The 18,328-nt window shown below is 41.5% G+C and carries 20 protein-coding genes; 2 read left to right on the top strand and 18 right to left on the bottom strand.

Annotated elements, in window-relative coordinates; genetic code table 11:
- Positions 1–12 precede the first annotated feature (12 nt).
- From B7717_RS04285 to tsaB, 11 genes are all read right to left on the bottom strand, one after another.
- The gene (locus tag B7717_RS04285; RefSeq protein WP_000253936.1) at positions 13–336 is read right to left on the bottom strand and encodes an AzlD domain-containing protein; all 324 of its coding nucleotides are present in this window, start codon (positions 334–336) and stop codon (positions 13–15) included.
- Positions 326–1,021 (bottom strand): AzlC family ABC transporter permease, encoded by a 696-nt coding sequence (locus B7717_RS04280; protein WP_000659757.1) that lies wholly within the window; start codon positions 1,019–1,021, stop codon positions 326–328. The genes B7717_RS04285 and B7717_RS04280 overlap by 11 nt, the downstream gene beginning before the upstream one ends.
- Positions 1,022–1,162: 141 nt before the next feature.
- Positions 1,163–1,771, bottom strand: a complete 609-nt coding sequence (locus B7717_RS04275) for a hypothetical protein (RefSeq protein WP_084944279.1) — start codon at positions 1,769–1,771, stop codon at positions 1,163–1,165.
- 203 nt (positions 1,772–1,974) lie between these two features.
- Positions 1,975–2,643: a CPBP family intramembrane glutamic endopeptidase gene (locus tag B7717_RS04270; protein WP_084944278.1), complete on the bottom strand. Its 669-nt coding sequence runs from the start codon at positions 2,641–2,643 to the stop codon at positions 1,975–1,977.
- A 66-nt stretch (positions 2,644–2,709) separates the two neighbouring features.
- On the bottom strand, positions 2,710–2,898 hold the full coding sequence (locus B7717_RS04265) for a peptide pheromone VP1 (RefSeq protein WP_084880384.1): 189 nt from the start codon (positions 2,896–2,898) through the stop codon (positions 2,710–2,712).
- Positions 2,899–3,080: 182 nt separating this feature from the next.
- A complete protein-coding gene (locus B7717_RS04260) occupies positions 3,081–3,749 on the bottom strand; it encodes a CPBP family intramembrane glutamic endopeptidase (RefSeq protein ID WP_084880382.1) in 669 nt (222 codons plus the stop codon).
- Between the two features lie 66 nt (positions 3,750–3,815).
- Positions 3,816–4,025: a peptide pheromone VP1 gene (locus B7717_RS04255; RefSeq protein WP_084880844.1), complete on the bottom strand. Its 210-nt coding sequence runs from the start codon at positions 4,023–4,025 to the stop codon at positions 3,816–3,818.
- A gap of 282 nt (positions 4,026–4,307) precedes the next feature.
- Positions 4,308–5,171, bottom strand: coding sequence for an XRE/MutR family transcriptional regulator (locus B7717_RS04250; protein ID WP_084880381.1), 864 nt, complete (start codon positions 5,169–5,171; stop codon positions 4,308–4,310).
- Positions 5,172–5,280: 109 nt separating this feature from the next.
- Positions 5,281–6,291 (bottom strand): tRNA (adenosine(37)-N6)-threonylcarbamoyltransferase complex transferase subunit TsaD, encoded by a 1,011-nt coding sequence (gene tsaD / locus B7717_RS04245; protein ID WP_084944277.1) that lies wholly within the window; start codon positions 6,289–6,291, stop codon positions 5,281–5,283.
- Positions 6,281–6,718: a ribosomal protein S18-alanine N-acetyltransferase gene (rimI, locus tag B7717_RS04240; RefSeq protein ID WP_084944276.1), complete on the bottom strand. Its 438-nt coding sequence runs from the start codon at positions 6,716–6,718 to the stop codon at positions 6,281–6,283. Before rimI ends, tsaD begins: the two co-directional genes overlap by 11 nt.
- Positions 6,715–7,398, bottom strand: coding sequence for a tRNA (adenosine(37)-N6)-threonylcarbamoyltransferase complex dimerization subunit type 1 TsaB (gene tsaB / locus B7717_RS04235; RefSeq protein ID WP_084944275.1), 684 nt, complete (start codon positions 7,396–7,398; stop codon positions 6,715–6,717). The genes rimI and tsaB overlap by 4 nt, the downstream gene beginning before the upstream one ends.
- 805 nt (positions 7,399–8,203) lie before the next feature.
- Here tsaB and B7717_RS04230 point away from each other — a divergent pair.
- Both B7717_RS04230 and rnjA read left to right on the top strand, forming a co-directional pair.
- Entirely contained in the window at positions 8,204–8,437 is a 234-nt protein-coding gene (locus tag B7717_RS04230) for a DNA-dependent RNA polymerase subunit epsilon (protein WP_000639581.1), read from the top strand.
- A 1-nt stretch (position 8,438) separates the two neighbouring features.
- Positions 8,439–10,121 (top strand): ribonuclease J1, encoded by a 1,683-nt coding sequence (gene rnjA / locus B7717_RS04225; RefSeq protein WP_000331969.1) that lies wholly within the window; start codon positions 8,439–8,441, stop codon positions 10,119–10,121.
- A gap of 197 nt (positions 10,122–10,318) precedes the next feature.
- On the opposite strand, the gene B7717_RS09645 is transcribed toward rnjA, so the two are convergent.
- The 7 genes from B7717_RS09645 to argH form a co-directional block, all read right to left on the bottom strand.
- Entirely contained in the window at positions 10,319–10,564 is a 246-nt protein-coding gene (locus B7717_RS09645) for a hypothetical protein (RefSeq protein ID WP_142357881.1), read from the bottom strand.
- Positions 10,565–11,958: 1,394 nt separating this feature from the next.
- Positions 11,959–13,872, bottom strand: a complete 1,914-nt coding sequence (mnmG, locus tag B7717_RS04215) for a tRNA uridine-5-carboxymethylaminomethyl(34) synthesis enzyme MnmG (protein WP_084944273.1) — start codon at positions 13,870–13,872, stop codon at positions 11,959–11,961.
- Positions 13,862–14,293 (bottom strand): NUDIX hydrolase, encoded by a 432-nt coding sequence (locus B7717_RS04210; RefSeq protein WP_084944272.1) that lies wholly within the window; start codon positions 14,291–14,293, stop codon positions 13,862–13,864. The genes mnmG and B7717_RS04210 overlap by 11 nt, the downstream gene beginning before the upstream one ends.
- A gap of 8 nt (positions 14,294–14,301) precedes the next feature.
- Positions 14,302–14,757, bottom strand: a complete 456-nt coding sequence (locus B7717_RS04205; protein ID WP_162287134.1) for an NUDIX hydrolase — start codon at positions 14,755–14,757, stop codon at positions 14,302–14,304.
- Positions 14,758–14,906: 149 nt separating this feature from the next.
- A complete protein-coding gene (locus tag B7717_RS04200; protein ID WP_084944270.1) occupies positions 14,907–15,338 on the bottom strand; it encodes an SseB family protein in 432 nt (143 codons plus the stop codon).
- A 21-nt stretch (positions 15,339–15,359) separates the two neighbouring features.
- A complete protein-coding gene (mnmA, locus tag B7717_RS04195) occupies positions 15,360–16,481 on the bottom strand; it encodes a tRNA 2-thiouridine(34) synthase MnmA (RefSeq protein ID WP_084944269.1) in 1,122 nt (373 codons plus the stop codon).
- A 428-nt stretch (positions 16,482–16,909) separates the two neighbouring features.
- On the bottom strand, positions 16,910–18,301 hold the full coding sequence (argH, locus tag B7717_RS04190; RefSeq protein WP_084944268.1) for an argininosuccinate lyase: 1,392 nt from the start codon (positions 18,299–18,301) through the stop codon (positions 16,910–16,912).
- Positions 18,302–18,328: the final 27 nt, after the last annotated feature.

Below are 18,328 nucleotides of genomic sequence, written 5' to 3'. Positions count from 1 at the left end.
TTTTATGGCTGACTAAAAGACCAGACGCAAGACTGCAATCAAGACTACTCCAAAAAGAACCGTACCCACTAGATTGCGGTAGCGAAAGGCTACCCAAGCTGTTGGAAAGACTGCTAAAAAGTCCAGCCATTTGATCTGAGGAAGGCTCCCAACCTTTCCGGTCACTACGCTTGAAAGGATCAAGGCAAAGATAATGGAAACAGGCAAAAATTTCAAAAAACGCTCAACGATAGCTGGCAAACCCTTGTACTTAACCAAGATGAAGGGAATCATACGAGGTATCCAAGTCACTAGGCCTGAAAAGATAACGGCTAACAAAAGATATTTACTGACCATCTAAGACCACCCCCATTGTACATCCAAGTAGCGTCGCAAATAGAACAGCTAGAGACTGAGACACCACTGTCAAAAGCAAAAAGAAAGACACCGTAACAACTGCTAGGATTTTCAGCAGATTGCGGACAGGAATCCGTCTTTGCATAATCTGGAACTGCGAAGCAAAAATCCCGATAAACATTCCCACAAGGGCAAAATCAAGGCCAAAGATTTCTGGATTTGGCAGTAAACCACCTAGAGCTGTCCCAACAACTGTCCCAACAAACCAAGCTACATAACTGTTGAGATTATTCCCATGCATCCACATAGGATTGACCTTGTCTGTATGGGCTAATTCTCCCATCAAAACCCCGTAAGTCTCATCTGTCAAGAGACTAGACATACCGATATTTTGCCAGAGACTGGTATGACGGAAATAGGTCGACGCATGCAAGCTCAGCAAAAAGAGTCGTAAATTGATTAAAAAGACTGTCATGGCAATGGCTGCTACAGGTGCTTGAACCGCAATCAATGCCAGCATGGCAAACTGGGCGCTCCCAGCATAAACAAAGAGGCTCATCAGGCCCATCTCAACAGGAGTCACATAGGGCGCACCGATAATCCCACAAGCTAGACCGATACTAACATAGCCAAGGGCAGTCGGCATGGCGGCCTGAACACCTTCCCAAAATCCTTTTTCTTTCATCTTTTTCCTCTTATTCTCTTCGTTTGAGGCTGTTCAAGGTCACAGCCACAGCACGGACTATTATAACATATTCATAAAAGAGAAAAAAGTTTAGAGTTTGGAACTTGGAGCTAGTAAACATTGTAAAAAAATTTTACCTGCTTATGGATACATGAGAAATTGATCCACTCGAATCATATACTTGTTGGCTTCAGTTTTTTCAGCATATTCATCTTCTGTCGGATAGACATCGACCCAGAGTTCCCACTGCTGTCCTTTCAATTTGGCCTTGTAACGATAACCGTCATCGTATAGTCCTACCGGATCAGTGGTCATAGACTGGTAATCTGGGAGTGCTTCAAGTTCAGTTTTTACATTCTGGGATAAGGTATTGAGCAATGCTTTCTGCTCAGCTTTGGAGGAAACGGGGAAATAAGTCGCTACTGTCTCCAAGCGATGCGATTTTGAAAATGTGAATCTTACTCGACCTGTATGGCCCTTCAAAGAAATATTTTCGTAATCATAGAAAAAGCGGCCTGTTTTATAGAAATAAGGGTCTTCTGCACGCCAAGTATCACGATAGGCCATTTCCTCTTCTTCCACCACTTGGCTAGCCTCTCCCAATACTTCTTCAAAAGATTTAACAGGCATACCGAAAGAAAGGGATTCAAACAAGACCAGTTGCGTCTTTTTGATATGATGGCAAGCTGATAAAAGCATGAGTAAAGCTCCAAGAGCAAGCAGACTACTGATTATTTTTGTAATTTTCATATATCTACTATACAAGAAAAGTCTCAGACTGACAAACTTTGGATTTTCCGATTACATTTTGAGACTTATTCTCTAAATTTGGAGGAAACAAAGGACTACTCAAAAATTAGTAACAGACATTCAAAATAAAAAAGACTGAAAAAACAGTCTTATTTACAATACTTAGCTAGTCAGTTCTTTTGTTTTTATGATTAGCAGAAACTCTAAAACAACAAGGGGAGAATCTGACCAATGCCATTGTAGACTATATGCAGTCCAATAGGCCAATAAATGGACTTTGTCACTCTAAACAAGACGGCAAATATGAGACCGCCACCCATATATGAGAAAAAGTCTGTCAAAACCCAACCGTGGTTACTAATGTGCAAGATTCCAAACAAAGCAGCCGAACCGAGCACATCCAGTCCCCATTTCTTTCCTTTTTCCAGAGCGGTCATCACCAACCCACGATAAATCATCTCTTCAAAAATGGGACCTGCAATCACAGGATAGAAAAAATACATCAAAAATGCCGTTGCACCTGTAAAAGTAGGAACATCCAGTTGATAAGCAATTTCATTTTTGGTAGGTGGGAAAATAACAAATGTGACAAAATTCCAAATAACAAAAGCAAGAAGAGCTAAAAAGGAATAAAAAAGATAAGACCCTTTAAATTTTCTACTGTTGATTTTCTGCCATTTACCTGACCAAACCATAACAATAATAGCAAGCAGAACCACAAGAAAATTCAACATCATATCCGACAAATAATAGGCAAAGTCAGATAGACCAGCAGCAAGATCGCTGTGTAAGAGCAGACGAATCAAGAACTGGTCAGTAATGACAAGTAGAATAGCTATAAACAAGTAGTAGCGTGAGATTATCTTTTTCATTTTATTTTCTCCTATACTATGAAATAAAGACAGCCCCTACCCAAGAAAAGGCAAGGGCTTTGACTATCAATAACGGCGACGATTAACAGTCGGAGAATCATAGATAAAAATTGTTCTCCAGAAATTAGTAATTGACCGAGATGTTCCTATACCACTCCCTGGGATATTGCCAGTATACACAAGATCTCCTCCACTAACTACTTGTAATTCTTCCTCTGTTAACTTCATCGTTTCTTCAAATTGTAAACTCAACATATTTACACTCCTTCAATTAGTTTTATTTGTAAACCACTTCTACAACCCAGAATTTATTAAATAACAAACAAATAAAGCCACCAACTCCCAATACTACAAACTTACTCTATTAGAACTGACTCAGGAATTTTTAATTTCATAACTAGTATTCTCTTTTGTTATTTACAATGCTTCAAAAACCTCTAAAACAACAAGGGCAGAATTTGAGCAATGGCATTATTGACTATATGCAGTACAATAGGCCAATAAATAGACTTTGTCACTCTAAAAAAGACTGCCATTATTAAACCACTACCCATATATACGAAAAAGTCTGTCAAGACCCAACCATGATTACTGATATGCAAAATACCAAATAAAGTAGCCGAACCAAGTACATCCAGTCCCCATTTTTTCCCTTTTTCCAAAGCAGTCATCACCAATCCACGATAGATCATCTCTTCAAAAATGGGACCTGCAATCACAGGATAGAAAAAATACATCAGAAATGCTGTTGCTCCTGTAAAAGTAGGAACATCCAGTTGATAAGCAATTTCATTTTTGGTAGGAGGGAAAAGATAAAATGTGACGAAATTCCAAATAACAAAAGCAAGAAGAGCTAAAAAGGAATAAAAAAGATAAGAACCTTTAAATTTTCTACTGTTAATTTTCTGCCATTTTCCTGACCAAACCATAACAATAAGAGCAAGCAGAACCACAAGAAAATTCAACAGCATATCCGACAAATAATAGGCAAAGTCAGATAGACCAGCAGCAAGATCACTGTGTAAAACTAGACCACTGAAGTACTGGTAAGCAACGACAAGTAGAATGGCTATAATAAGGTAGTAGTGTGAGATTATCTTTTTCATTCTATTTTCTCCTATACTATGAAATAAAGACAGCCCCTACCCAAGAAAAGGCAAGGGCTTTGAATATCAATAACGGCGACGATTAACAGTAGAAGAATCATGGTTAAAATTTCTCTTCCAGTGATCAATAATTGACCAAGGTGTTCCTAGGCCTCCCCAGCCTCCCCAATTTCCACCACCTGGGATATTCGCAACATTCACAAGATCTCCTCCGTAAACTGCCTCTAGCTCCACTTCTGTCAATTCCATTGTTTCTGCAAATTGTAAATTTAACATCATTTACACTCCTTCAATTATTTTTACTTGTAAACCACTTCTGCGACCTAGGATTTGCTTCAAATGTCTTACAAGGACAGTATAACATGGAAACCACCTCATTTTAGAAAATCGCATATTTGATATTTTTTCTTATGGAAATTTCACATTTGCGATTTTGATTGATTTGATTATTTCACTGATATAATATAGTTACCATTATGTAGGAGGCATGAAATGAAGAAACAAATCATAACATTATTGACAATTGTTGCTGATATTATTATCATTTCCCATCTTTAGCTAATCGATAAGTTCTTTGTATTGCTGTAAGCGTAGTTCAAAGAGGGCTGTTAATTGTGGATTTTCTAATATTTGCAGAGATTGGATAAAGTGTTCAATCTCTTTTTGATTACTTCCTTTGGTTTGAAGGAAGACACTCATCTTCTTTAAAAATTGCCACAATAATTTCTCAAAAACATCATACGGACGAAGCATGCTCTCCAACTCGGACTCAAAGATTAGGATGTAAGAGAAAAGCTTACGCTCCATAAGCTCTGATATGATATTCAGAAAGCCACTTTTCATATACAGTCTATTGTGTGCCAATTCTTTAAATTCCTTGGATTTTTCAAGTAAAGAGGTTGATAAAAAGATTAGATCTTGATTACTCAAGAAGGGCATGGTATTGCAAAAAATATAGAGTTCAAACCAGGTCCAAGACTCGATAGCATAGAGATAAGTGGTCAAAAACTCACGATCCTCCTCTTCGAGTAGATAGCTTTTATCCAAGGAATGGATAGCATTTTTAATCACAATAGCATTCAAACGACGATAAGTCTGTGCCATCTGTTCCTGCTCGACCTTCTCTAATAGTTGCTCTAAACCTGCTATATCTTGATGGGCAAAGCGATCCACAACCCTTCTACCAAATTTCATATGCGGAGATTCTTGATAGTTGTTGAGCTTGTGCCCAAATTCATCGAAGGTCACATTTATCCCTTGGATCGCTAGGATCAGCTTATCCGCAGACAGCATAGACTGTCCCAGTTCAAACTTGGATAGCTGGGATGCTGTCAGTCCATCACAAGCAACATCTGACTGCTTGAGTTTTCTCGCCAGACGTAATTCCTTGTAAAATTCTCCCAATTCCATTTTTTCAATCATGGCCAAACTCCCTTTAAAGATTCCCTTTACTATTTTATTCGTAAAAACTTTTTCTTTTTTAACATATTATAAAATATTTTAGCAAAAAAGCCAGATTCAAACTGACTCTTTATTCCATGGTATCAAAGGCAAGACTTGGTTTGGCATTGAGGTCCAAGTCTGCAAAGTTTTCTTTGTTCCACTCGCTGACGCTGGCATAAGCAATCATTCCTGCATTGTCTCCACAGAGACGCAGGGGTGGAATGATGACCTTGACATCTGTGATTTCGTCTGCCAAGCGTTCTCTAAGGCCTTTATTGGCCGCCACACCACCTGCGACAACAAGGGTTTTAACAGGGTATTTATCTAAAGCTTTCTTGGTTTTTACCATGAGAATATCCATGACAGCTGCTTGGAAGGAAGCACACAAATCCTCTGTAGACAAGCTTTCTCCCTTTTGCTCAGCATTGTGGTGAAGATTGATAAAGGCAGACTTCAAACCTGAGAATGAAAACTCTAGATTGTCCTCCTTAATCATGGCACGAGGAAAGTCATAAATATCCTGCCCCTGATGAGCTAGCTCATCAATTTCGCGACCTGCAGGATAGGTCAAGCCCATGACACGGCCGACCTTATCATAGGCCTCACCAACTGCATCGTCCCGCGTTTCCCCAACAATCTTGTAATCCCCAGCCTCAGAAACATAGACCAACTCTGTGTGGCCACCGCTGACCAAGAGTGCCAACAAAGGAAACTCCAAAGGCTCCACACTCTGAGCTGCCATGAGGTGACCAGCCATATGGTTGACGGGGATAAGTGGCAAGCCATGCGCCCAAGCAAAAGCCTTGGCAGCTGACAAACCAACTAGCAGAGCTCCAACCAATCCAGGTCCGTAGGTAACGGCAACGGCTGTCACGTCCTCTTCGGTAATCCCTGCTTCTGCTAGAGCCTCCTCTATACAGGCTGTAATGACCTCGACATGGTGACGACTAGCTACTTCTGGCACTACGCCCCCAAAACGTTTGTGGCTCTCGATTTGACTCGCAATGACATTGGACAAGAGCTGGTCGTCGTTTTTTAAGACAGCGACACTGGTCTCATCACAGGATGTCTCAAATGCTAAAATATATCTATCCTTCATCTATTTCTCTCTTCATGATGATGGCGTCCTCGACTGGGTCATGGTAGTAGGCCTTTCGCTCAGCGATGATCGCCATCTTTTCTTTCTTGTAAAATGCTTGCGCTCGTTGGTTTGACTTTCTAACTTCTAGGAAAATCTCCTTATCCGCTGGCAATTGAGCAAACAAGGCTGTCGCGATTTTCTGCCCCTGATAGGCTTTTTTGACAGCGATTTGCAGGACTTCTGCCTCAAAGAGATTCTCCTGAACGGCTAGAAAGCCAATCACTTCTGCCCCGTCCAAAGCCAGAACATACCATGTCTGGTCTTGGGACAGGTCTGCTTGGATTTGTTCCAGCGTCCAAGGGCTGACTGGGTAAACATCTACCATAACAGCATAGATAGCTTGTGCCAAGTCAGCTTGTTGTTGGATTCGTTTGATCTCTATCATAGGCGTTTAATGTAGGACTCGCCAGACTCGGAGTGGTTCTTGAGCCAGTTTTCCTCGGCTTCTACCCGCTTGAGGTAATTTGGCACAAAGTCGTGCAAGGAGTCTGCTTCTTTGTCCCAGGCCCAAAGAGCTAGATTAGCTGCATTTGGCAAGGTTTCTTGGTAGCTGGCTTGTGGTAGTTGTTCTTGGATCTGTTCCACAAAGGCTCCAACTTCTCCGACAAAGGTCACCTGCTCAGCATCCTTGACCTGCTCTAGCACTTCCGCAAAAGACAGATGCGCTTCTGGCAAGACTGGCTTGGCATTTTCATAAAAGCCTGCATAGACATTGTTACGACGCGCATCCATGATAGGAACCACCAAACCTTCTTTTTGGCGTGGCACCAGAGCCAATAGACTAGACATCCCAACTAACTCAATGTTCAGGGTATGAGCCAAGGTCTTAGCAGTTGCTACCGCAATTCGCAAACCTGTATAGCTACCAGGCCCCTCTGCCACCACGATGCGATCCAAATCCTTGGGTGTCAAATCTAGACTGGCCATCAAAAAATCGATAGCAGGCATCAGAGTGATACTGTGATTTTTCTTGATATTAATAGTCGTCTCGGCAAGAAGCTGCTTGTCCTCTAAAATGGCTAGAGAAAGAGCCTTGCTAGACGTATCAAAAGCTAATACTTTCATAACACATTCCTATCTTTTTGTCTGCTTACTATTATACTACAAAAGCTGACGCATGGGAATTTTCTTTCTCCCCAAACAAAAAGTCCTGCTACTTAGACAAAGAGGATGGCAAAAAAATCAAAAAAGTTCTAGCTTTTTTCTATTTTTTCCGAATATATAAGTGAACAAGAAAATTGAAAGGATCGCCATAAGAAGTTTAGATAAGTCATGCTAGACAAAAGACACATTTTTAGAAGGGTAAATTTTATTCTCTTCATTTCTTACAGTTTGCTCATCATTTTCAATGATTTAAACATAATCGTTACACCCTTACCAGTTGTTTCATCTGTTTGTATTGTTTTCTTTTTATGCTTCAACTCGATTTTTTCTGAGAAAAGAGGGGCGTAAAGATGGCGAATCCATTGACTCTTTTAACCGTCAATGTTAAAATATAATTGAACATTGGCAGGAAAATCAGGTTGAGTCTTTGACTCTTCGGGTTGCAGTGCTATCCCTGAAACTTTGGTTTCTAAAGAACTGAAATTGCGATTGAACAATTCGCCCCCAGTGTTTGACGGCTCTTGACTTCGGTCAGGAGCTTTTTATTTTTTGTTTAAAGCAATTTTATTTCATCTTGTCATCCAAGTTTTACGCTTTTGTCAGTCTTTACTTTCTCATTTTCCGTCTTTTACTAATTTTTCATTTTGTGGTATAATTGAAATAATTGTAACGAATCAAGGTCAATCTAGACACAAAATGGAATGAAATCAAGCAAATCTCTGCTAAAAGTTTGGAATAAGCTGACCTGTAAATAGAAAGGAACTATATGATTTACAAAGTTTTTTATCAAGAAACAAAAGAACGTAGCCCACGTCGTGAAACAACACGCTCACTTTACCTAGACATCGATGCCAACTCAGAACTTGAGGGACGTATCGCTGCTCGCCAACTTGTCGAAGAAAACCGCCCAGAGTACAATATCGAATTTATCGAACTCTTGTCTGACAAATTGCTAGATTACGAAAAAGAAACTGGCGCTTTCGAAATCACGGAGTTCTAATATGGCCTACACTCTTAAACCTGAAGAAGTCGGCGTTTTTGCCATCGGTGGTCTGGGAGAAATCGGGAAAAACACTTACGGAATTGAATACCAAGACGAGATTATCATCGTCGATGCTGGGATTAAATTCCCAGAAGATGACTTGCTGGGTATCGACTACGTTATCCCTGATTACTCTTACATCGTGGACAATATCGACCGCGTCAAGGCCGTTTTGATTACACACGGACACGAGGACCACATCGGTGGGATTCCTTTCCTACTCAAGCAAGCAAATGTCCCTATCTACGCTGGGCCACTTGCCTTGGCTTTGATCCGTGGGAAACTTGAAGAACACGGTCTCTTGCGCAACGCCAAACTTTACGAAATCAACCACAACACTGAATTGACCTTTAAAAATCTCAAGGCAACTTTCTTTAGAACCACCCACTCCATTCCAGAGCCTTTGGGGATTGTCATTCATACTCCTCAAGGAAAAATCGTCTGTACGGGTGACTTTAAGTTTGACTTTACTCCAGTTGGAGAGCCTGCAGACTTGCACCGTATGGCTGCCCTTGGTGAAGAAGGAGTGCTCTGTCTCCTCTCTGACTCGACAAATGCGGAAGTACCAACCTTTACCAACTCTGAAAAAGTCGTTGGCCAGTCCATCATGAAGATTATCCAAGGGATTGAAGGACGTATCATCTTTGCATCCTTTGCCTCAAACATTTTCCGTCTCCAGCAAGCAACAGATGCTGCTGTTAAGACTGGACGCAAGATTGCGGTCTTTGGACGTTCCATGGAAAAGGCCATTGTCAACGGAATCGAGCTTGGCTACATCAAAGCTCCTAAGGGAACCTTTATCGAGCCAAATGAAATCAAAGACTACCCTGCAGGCGAGGTTCTTATCCTCTGTACAGGTAGTCAGGGCGAGCCGATGGCAGCCCTCTCTCGTATCGCTAACGGAACCCACCGTCAGGTGCAACTCCAACCCGGCGATACGGTTATCTTCTCTTCTAGCCCAATCCCTGGAAACACCACTAGCGTCAACAAGCTGATTAATATTATTTCAGAAGCTGGTGTTGAAGTTATCCACGGTAAAATCAACAACATCCACACCTCTGGACACGGTGGTCAGCAAGAGCAAAAACTCATGCTCCGCTTGATCAAGCCCAAATATTTCATGCCTGTTCATGGTGAATACCGTATGCAGAAAGTCCATGCTGGACTAGCGGTGGATACTGGTGTCGAGAAGGACAATATCTTTATCATGAGCAATGGTGATGTGCTTGCCCTTACTGCTAACTCGGCTCGCATCGCAGGTCACTTCAACGCCCAAGACATCTATGTCGATGGAAATCGTATCGGTGAAATCGGTGCGGCTGTCCTCAAAGATCGTCGTGATCTATCTGAAGACGGTGTCGTTCTGGCAGTCGCAACTGTTGACTTCAAGTCTAAAATGATCTTGTCTGGTCCTGACATCCTTAGCCGAGGCTTTGTCTACATGAGAGAATCTGGGGACTTGATTCGCCAAAGTCAGCGCATCCTCTTCAATGCTATTCGTATCGCACTGAAGAACAAAGACGCCAGCATACAATCCGTCAATGGTGCCATTGTCAACGCCATTCGTCCTTTCCTCTATGAAAATACAGAACGTGAACCAATCATCATCCCTATGATCCTCACACCAGACGAAGAAGAATAAATCATCCCTCACCCATGAAGCACACCCCAAAAGTTGGATTTTGCTCTTACTTTTTGGGGTGTGCTTCATTATTGTGTGAGCTTTATTTAAGTAAAAATTCCTGAGGACTGTCAGTTCCTCAGGAATTTGATGTGCTTATGCACCACATCTTCGTTATTCTAGTCTGTTATATTTTTTCTTTTATTTTTATAAAGTAGTTAACTGTAAGTTCTCAACTCGGTCCAAACATTTGTGTTACTAAATGTCTTAATCCGTCCAGCTGGACGCCATTCATTAGTTCCTTGATATTTAACCTCTAATTTATAAATATTAACTGTAAAAGAAGCTTTCAAAACTATATAACCATATTTATAAGGTGGAACAAAATGAGTAGCTGCGCTTCCATAAGTAAAACCTATTCCATACTCAGAAGAAGAAAAACTTTGTCCTGATGATATTGACACACTAGCTCCTGAGCTCCCCCATAAACAGTATAAGAAACTCGTCCAGAAACCGCTGTATCACGGTAAGAGCTGAGGTATGTTCTACGGACACTACTCACTCCATAAGAACGGAATGAACTTGCATTAGAAGACGTTATATTTCTAGATTTTAAAAATTGTTCTCTAGTTTCTAAATTTTCAAACTCATAAATTACTCCAGTTTTATTTTCTTTTAATACCAACTCTGATATCACTTCAAAATCAGGACTTGGAATAGTATCTGCTTTGACGTCTAAAAATATTCCAAAAGTGAGCAAGCTAAACAACAATAAGAATATCAACTTAAGTTTGTTCCTATCCAATCTCCATTCTAACTAGAAAATCGAATACTAAAAATAAAACGATATTATTTTTTTAAACTCTTAAAAATCATAATCACCCCTACCACCATTCCTAAAGATGGAACTGGACGCCACAACAAACTCCAAAATATAGATTGTATTTTTAACATTAGCTCGTCATCAGCTACATGGTAAGGATTTATATGGAAAAGCAAAAAAGAGCAACATATGACCAAAACACCACATAGAAATAAGATATCTGGATTTATTTTTCTAATTTTAATCAGCTCCTTCCACAATACTTTATTTTTTCAAAAAATGGGAACTTCTTATAGAGAGAAGTGTCTTTTTATTCGTGATAAGATGCAAAGACTAGGGTTAGTGTAACGATGTCGAAAACTAAAATCCACTCAAAGAATCTTAGGCGAGACAATCGTTTCAGCTACCAAGTAATAGGTACTAATCTCTGATCAACCTCCGCAACTACATTTGAAATTTGTATATATCTGCCAATTTTGAAAGTATAAAGTATAAACTAAAATACGAATAGTGTATTCAGCAAAACAACTACTGACAAACTCCTCCTTTCTAGTTTAGCTAAATTCTTTTGTTAACGCTTTCATTTTATCATAAAATAATTTTAATGTCAAATTTATTTATAAATATAGTTCTATAAATAATAATAAGTAACAGATTCTCCTATAGTCAATATTCCCCATCACTATCATTACTTTTACAACTATCAATCTCAAGTCAACATTTCTTCTATCAAAATTATATTTACTCATCATTTTAAATGTTTTAATAATAATTTATCGGTAGCATAAAAGATTTCTTTTAATCAAATATTTAAATATGCAATAAAAAACTAGAGTCCATTAACAAAACAGCCCCGTTTTCGGAGCTGTTTTTTCTATGCTTTTTTGAGATTGAAACTCAATAAAAATCGAAATCAGACTAGAAGGCTAGGCAAAAGCATAACTCAAGTTAGCTCCCATAGTTCGGGGAACTATGGGAGGTTGTAGATGAATCAAAGCCAAGCTTTGAACTCATTCGTAAGAAGCCGACGACGTATCATTTTGATTTTTGAAGAGTTTTAGAAATACTACGATTTTTACCTTCAAGATAGACCATCAAAATAGAAATATCTGCTGGATTCACTCCCGAAATACGGCTGGCTTGGCCGATGGTTTCTGGATTGATAAGTTTGAACTTCTGACGGGCTTCTGTTGCAATCGAGTCAATATCATCCCAGTCGATATTGGCTGGAATGCGTTTTTCTTCCATGCGTTTCATCTTGGCAACCTGATCCATGGCTTTGGAAATATAGCCTTCGTACTTGATCTCTGTTTCAATCAATTCGATAATCTTGTCATCCAAGTCCTCGGCAGCTGGCCCTATGAAGGCCACCACATCTTGGTAAGAAACTTCTGGACGGCGAAGGAATTCCTTGGCTGTAACCGCATCTGTCAACGGCTTGAAGCCCATCTCCTCAACCTTGGCATTGGTTTCCTTGACCGGCTTGAGTTTGATACTGTCGAGACGCCTCATTTCATTGTCAAATTGATTTTTCTTGATTTCAAAACGAGCCCAGCGTTCATCATCCACAAGTCCAATCTCGCGCCCCATCTCTGTCAAACGCATATCGGCATTGTCATGACGGAGGATGAGACGGTATTCAGCACGACTGGTCAAGAGACGATAGGGTTCAATAGTTCCCTTGGTCACCAAGTCATCAATCATCACCCCGATATAACCGTCACTGCGCTTCAAAATCAACTCAGGCTTGCCTTGGATTTTCAGAGCCGCATTGATACCTGCGATAATCCCTTGGCCAGCAGCTTCTTCGTAACCTGACGTTCCATTTGTCTGACCAGCAGTAAAGAGTCCTGAGATTTTCTTGGTTTCAAGTGTTGCACGCAACTGGTGTGGCAAGACCATGTCGTACTCAATGGCATAACCTGTTCGCATCATCTCTGCATTTTCCAACCCTTTGATAGAATGAACCAAGTCACGTTGGACATCCTCAGGTAGACTGGTTGAAAGACCCTGGACATAGACTTCCTCTGTATTGCGCCCTTCTGGCTCAAGGAAGAGTTGGTGACGTTCCTTGTCCGCAAAGCGCACAATCTTGTCCTCAATCGACGGACAGTAACGAGGTCCCACACCCTTAACTACACCTGTAAACATAGGCGCACGATGGAGGTTGTTTTGGATAATCTCATGGCTGGTGCCGTTGGTGTAGGTCAACCAGCATGGCACTTGGTCCTTGACATAGTCCTCATCACGTGAAGTGTAGGAGAAGTGATTAGGCGCTTCGTCCCCTGGCTGAATCTCTGTCACGTCGTAATTGATAGAAGAAGCCTTGACACGTGGAGGTGTTCCTGTCTTGAAACGACCGATTTCGAGGCCCAGCTCCTTGAGGTTGTCAGCAAGGTTAATCGAAGCTAGACTGTGGTTTGGCCCTGATGAGTACTTGAGGTCTCCGATGATGATTTCCCCACGGAGTGCAGTCCCTGTCGTCACGATAACAGCCTTGGCAGCATATTCTTGATGAGTTGCTGTACGAACACCGACAACCTTGCCATCTTCCACCAAAATCTCATCAATCATGGTTTGACGAAGGGTGAGATTTTCTTGATTTTCAACTGTCTTGCGCATTTCCTTAGAGTAAAGCTCTTTGTCAGCTTGCGCACGAAGGGCACGGACAGCTGGCCCCTTACCAGTGTTGAGCATCTTCATCTGGATGTAAGTCTTGTCAATGGTTTTAGCCATCTCTCCACCAAGAGCATCGACTTCACGCACGACAATCCCCTTGGCAGAACCACCGATAGAAGGGTTACAAGGCATGAAAGCCAGCATTTCAATGTTGATGGTCGCAAGCAATACCTTGCAGCCCATACGGCTAGCAGCTAGAGATGCCTCCACCCCAGCGTGCCCCGCACCGATTACAATAATATCGTATTCTTCCGTAAAATTATAAGTCATTTCTTAACCTTTCAAAAATTTCTCGCAAATAAGGAACTAACTTCTCCTCCTCTAGAGCTTGATCCATAGTAACCCATTTAAAGTGTATATGCTCTTCAGGATCTAATCTGATAATTGGCTTCTCCCCAACCCACTCTGCTTTATAAACTAAGCGAGTAAAAACCGTATCCTTAGAGGTATCCAGTTGACTATCTTCGTGAAGAAGTTTGAGCGAACTGCTATCTAGCCTAACTCCCGCTTCTTCAATGCATTCTCTAAGAGCACCATCTCGCGGAAGTTCACCCTTTTCAACCCCGCCACCAGGAATATCCCAGTAAGTTGGATAAACGTTGGGTTCTCCTCTTTTAATTTCCGAACGCTGAATGAGTAAATAATCACCACCACTATGAACAAGTACATGGGCAATAAGCTTAACCATCATTTTCTCTCCTATTCCTCAAGATGAATGTGTCTTAGTTGGCCGTCCCAGTCTGGTAGAGCTGTTTTTAAAAAGGCTGGAACTAGCTGGATATTATGGAGTTCATCCAAGTCAATCCACTCACAAGGCTGCGTTTTTTCATCTTCCTGCATGGTCAATGGGGCATCCTCAAGCAAGTTCACCAGATAATGAAACTCGATGTTGTGATAAGAAACACCGTCTTGTTCAAAACGATTTTCAACCACGAAAGCTAGCTGCCCAGTTTGAGCTTTGACACCCAGTTCTTCCCTCACTTCACGGACTACCGCATCTTCCGTACTTTCATTGATTTGAATCGCACCGCCAACAGTGTAATACTTACCCTTGTCTTTGGTAACTAGGAGCTTGCCATTTTGGAGAATCAAGGCTGTAGCCCGAACGCCAAAAACAGTATTTCCCACTTTTGTCCGAAAGTCTTGTTGAGTCATTTTTTTCCTTTCCCTTAAACGACACAAAAACAGTCAAAACTCCAAAGAAGTGCAGGACAAAAAAGCCTGCAACATCCATGAGCTTTGACCATCATTTCTATTGCTTTTATTATTGTAGCAAATTGAGAAAATTTGTCAATCTAAATGTACTATGATTGGCGAATCGCTTCAAAAGCTCCTTTGTCAATCTCGACTGGGTCATAGAAGGCATCCAGAACAATCCCTCTCACTGGAAACTCCCCTATCTCTTCCGCAACAGATAAACAGTCCGTAAGAGGTAATTGCAACCAGGAAAAACGATCATAATAGTCCTTAGGAATATCTTGTTCAGTTAAGAAACAAGGATAGAAGTAGTCGTCTCCCTTTTGCAGAATATCCGGTTTTAGTCGTACCCCTTCTTGTTCATCACTCTCATCCAGAAGATTCGGATTGAAGGGGACCCAGACTTTAGCTTGTTTCAATTCCTTGAACAAGGCTTCAATCGACTCTGTCGTTTTCTCTCTCAAATACTCTTTCTTATAATCAGAGAGGCTCATTGTTTGCTCTTTTTTAGCCGTTTTTTTCTTAAAAAACTGAAACATTCTCTTTCCTCTTAGAAAATCTTAAATGTACTGACAAACTTGTCCATCTCGATAAGCATTGTCAATCAAGCCACCACCTAGACACTCTTCGCCATCGTAAAAGACAACTGCCTGTCCTGGTGTAATCGCACGTTGTGGTTCCGCAAAGATGACCTCTGCCTTGTCTCCTTTGACATGTACTGTCACCTTAGAATCAGGCTGACGGTAGCGGAATTTTGCTGTGCATTCTAGAGTAAATTCCTCTGGCATGTCACGAGTAAAGTGAACTTGACTGGCCTCTAGGCTTGTTGACATGAGCGAATCATGATAGAAACCTTGGCCGACATAGAGGATATTTTGGCTCAAATCTTTTCCGACAACGAACCAAGGGGCATTGTCACCGCCGTGTTGACCACCGATACCAAGTCCTCCACGCTGACCAATCGTATAATACATAAGTCCTGCATGCTCACCCATATCGCGACCGTCCACAGTCATCATGCGACCAGGCTGGGCTGGCAGGTAGTTACTGAGAAAGTTTTTAAAGTTCTTTTCTCCGATAAAGCAAATCCCTGTCGAATCTTTCTTCTTGGCAGTCGCAAGACCTGCTTCTTCTGCTAGTTTTCGTACTTCAGGCTTTTCCAAATGTCCCAATGGGAACATGGTTTTTTGGAGTTGTTCTTGCGAAAGTTGACTGAGGAAATAGGTCTGGTCCTTGCCATTGTCCACGCCACGAAGCATGTGAACAGTGCCATCCTCATCACGCACCACTCGAGCATAATGCCCAGTCGCTACATAGTCTGCACCCAAGGTCATAGCATAGTCCAAAAAGGCCTTGAACTTGATTTCCTTGTTACACATAACATCTGGATTTGGCGTGCGCCCTGCACGGTATTCCGCTAGGAAATACTCAAAGACGCGGTCCCAGTACTCTTTTTCAAAATTGACAGAGTAGTAAGGAATGCCGATCTGGTCTGCCACCGCAGCCACATCCTTGTAATCTTCGGTCGCCGTACAGACGCCGTTTTCATCTGTGTCATCCCAGTTCTTCATGAAGATACCGATCACATCGTAGCCCTGCTCCTTGAGCAAGAGAGCCGTCACCGACGAATCAACACCACCACTCATCCCCACGACAACACGTGTTTTAGAGTTATCACTCATGGTAAGTCTCCCATCTATTCGTTTATTCATACCCTTCAAAATTCTATTCATTATAACTTTCAATAGAATTTCTTTGAGTATCGTCTTTTCGTTTGCTTTTAGGAGTAAAATGGTCTGGGAGACCATTTTAGCCTATCATCTTAAAATGAAAATATGATAGGCAACGAGTCGCAGGCATATCTCGAGTTCGCTCAATCAGTCTGGGAGACTGATTGAGGTTATAAATCAGACAAGCTCAGCTTGCATCTCATTTCGAGTTAACGACGTAATAAAAGATAAACGAAATGACCAGTTCACGATTGAAGGTCGTGTGTGCTTTAACGATTGAAGGTCGCTTGAGCAGTATTCATTATAACACGCTTGGTTGGAGAAGACAAGAAAGAGGCTGATAAATCATCTCAACCTCTCTTTCTTCCTTTGCAAACGAATCAATTTTCCCCTTTAAGTTCTTTCTTCGCTTGTTCTATCTGGTATTTCACTTGCTCAAAGCCGGTTCCTCCTAAGGAATTCCGTCTCTGAACAGCGGTTTCTGGGCGCAAGTAGATATAAATATCCTCTTCAATCAAGGGATGGTAGACTTGCAACTCCTCCAAATCCCAATCTTGAATATTTTTACCATGCTTGATAGAGTCTAGAACCAATTTCCCTACTATTTCATGCGCTTCTCTAAAGGGAAGACCTTTTTCAGCCAAATAGTCTGCCAGTTCGGTCGCATTCGAAAAATCATTCTCTGTGGATTGCTGCATTTTGGCCTGATTAACCTGCATGCTCGATAGCATACCTGCCAGCACATCCAGAGAATTTAAAATCGTTTCTACTGTATCAAACATGCCTTCCTTGTCCTCTTGCAAATCCTTATTATAGGCCAGAGGCAAAGACTTCATGACGGTCAATTGTCCAAGCAAGTGCCCGTAAACTCGTCCTGTCTTCCCTCGAATCAATTCCGCCATATCAGGATTTTTCTTCTGGGGCATGATAGATGAACCTGTTGAAAAGCTATCAGACAAGCTAATGTACTGATACTCAAAACTGCACCAATTGATGATTTCCTCACAAAAACGGCTCATATGCATCATCAAAATGCTAGCGTTTGACAGAAATTCTAAGATAAAATCACGGTCACTCACTGCGTCCAAGGAATTGGTATAGGGCTGTTGGAAGCCCAATAAATCACTCGATAATTGACGATTGATTGGAAAAGTTGTCCCTGCCAAGGCAGCCGCACCCAGGGGAGATAGGTCCGTATGTTTCAAGTTAAATGCAAAGCGTTCGCTATCCCTTTGGAACATATTGTAATAAGCCATGAGATGGTGGGCAAAACTAATCGGTTGGGCATGCTGCAAATGAGTATAGCCTGGCATGATGGTTTCCACATGTTTTTCAGCTAAATCCAGCAAAACACTGTTTAGATTCGCCAACTTATCCAAGACATGGCCAAGCTGCTCCTTTAGATATAAGTGCATATCCGTTGCGACTTGGTCATTCCGAGAACGAGCTGTGTGTAGTTTCCCAGCCAGAGGACCGATTTTCTCCGTCAGCAACACTTCCATATTCATATGAATATCTTCATTTGCAATATCAAAATGAAGCTCTCCCGCCTCTAAATCTCGCAACAAAGCTTTCAGACCATCTTGGATCTGCTCTGCCTCTTCCAAGCTCAAAATGCCAGTCTGTCCTAGCATTTGAACATGAGCTAAGGAACCCATCAAATCAAATTTTGCCAGCTGGTGGTCAAAGGAAATACTCGCACCGAACTGTTCTACCCAATCTTCCACAGTGCCTTCAAATCGACCACCCCATAATTTTGTATTTTTCGGCATATCCTGTCGTCCCTTTCTATCGCATCA

This window comes from Streptococcus oralis subsp. oralis, from assembly GCF_002096495.1.
GTDB classification, from domain to species: domain Bacteria; phylum Bacillota; class Bacilli; order Lactobacillales; family Streptococcaceae; genus Streptococcus; species Streptococcus oralis_CU.
This window is presented reverse-complemented; position numbering and strand designations above follow the sequence as displayed.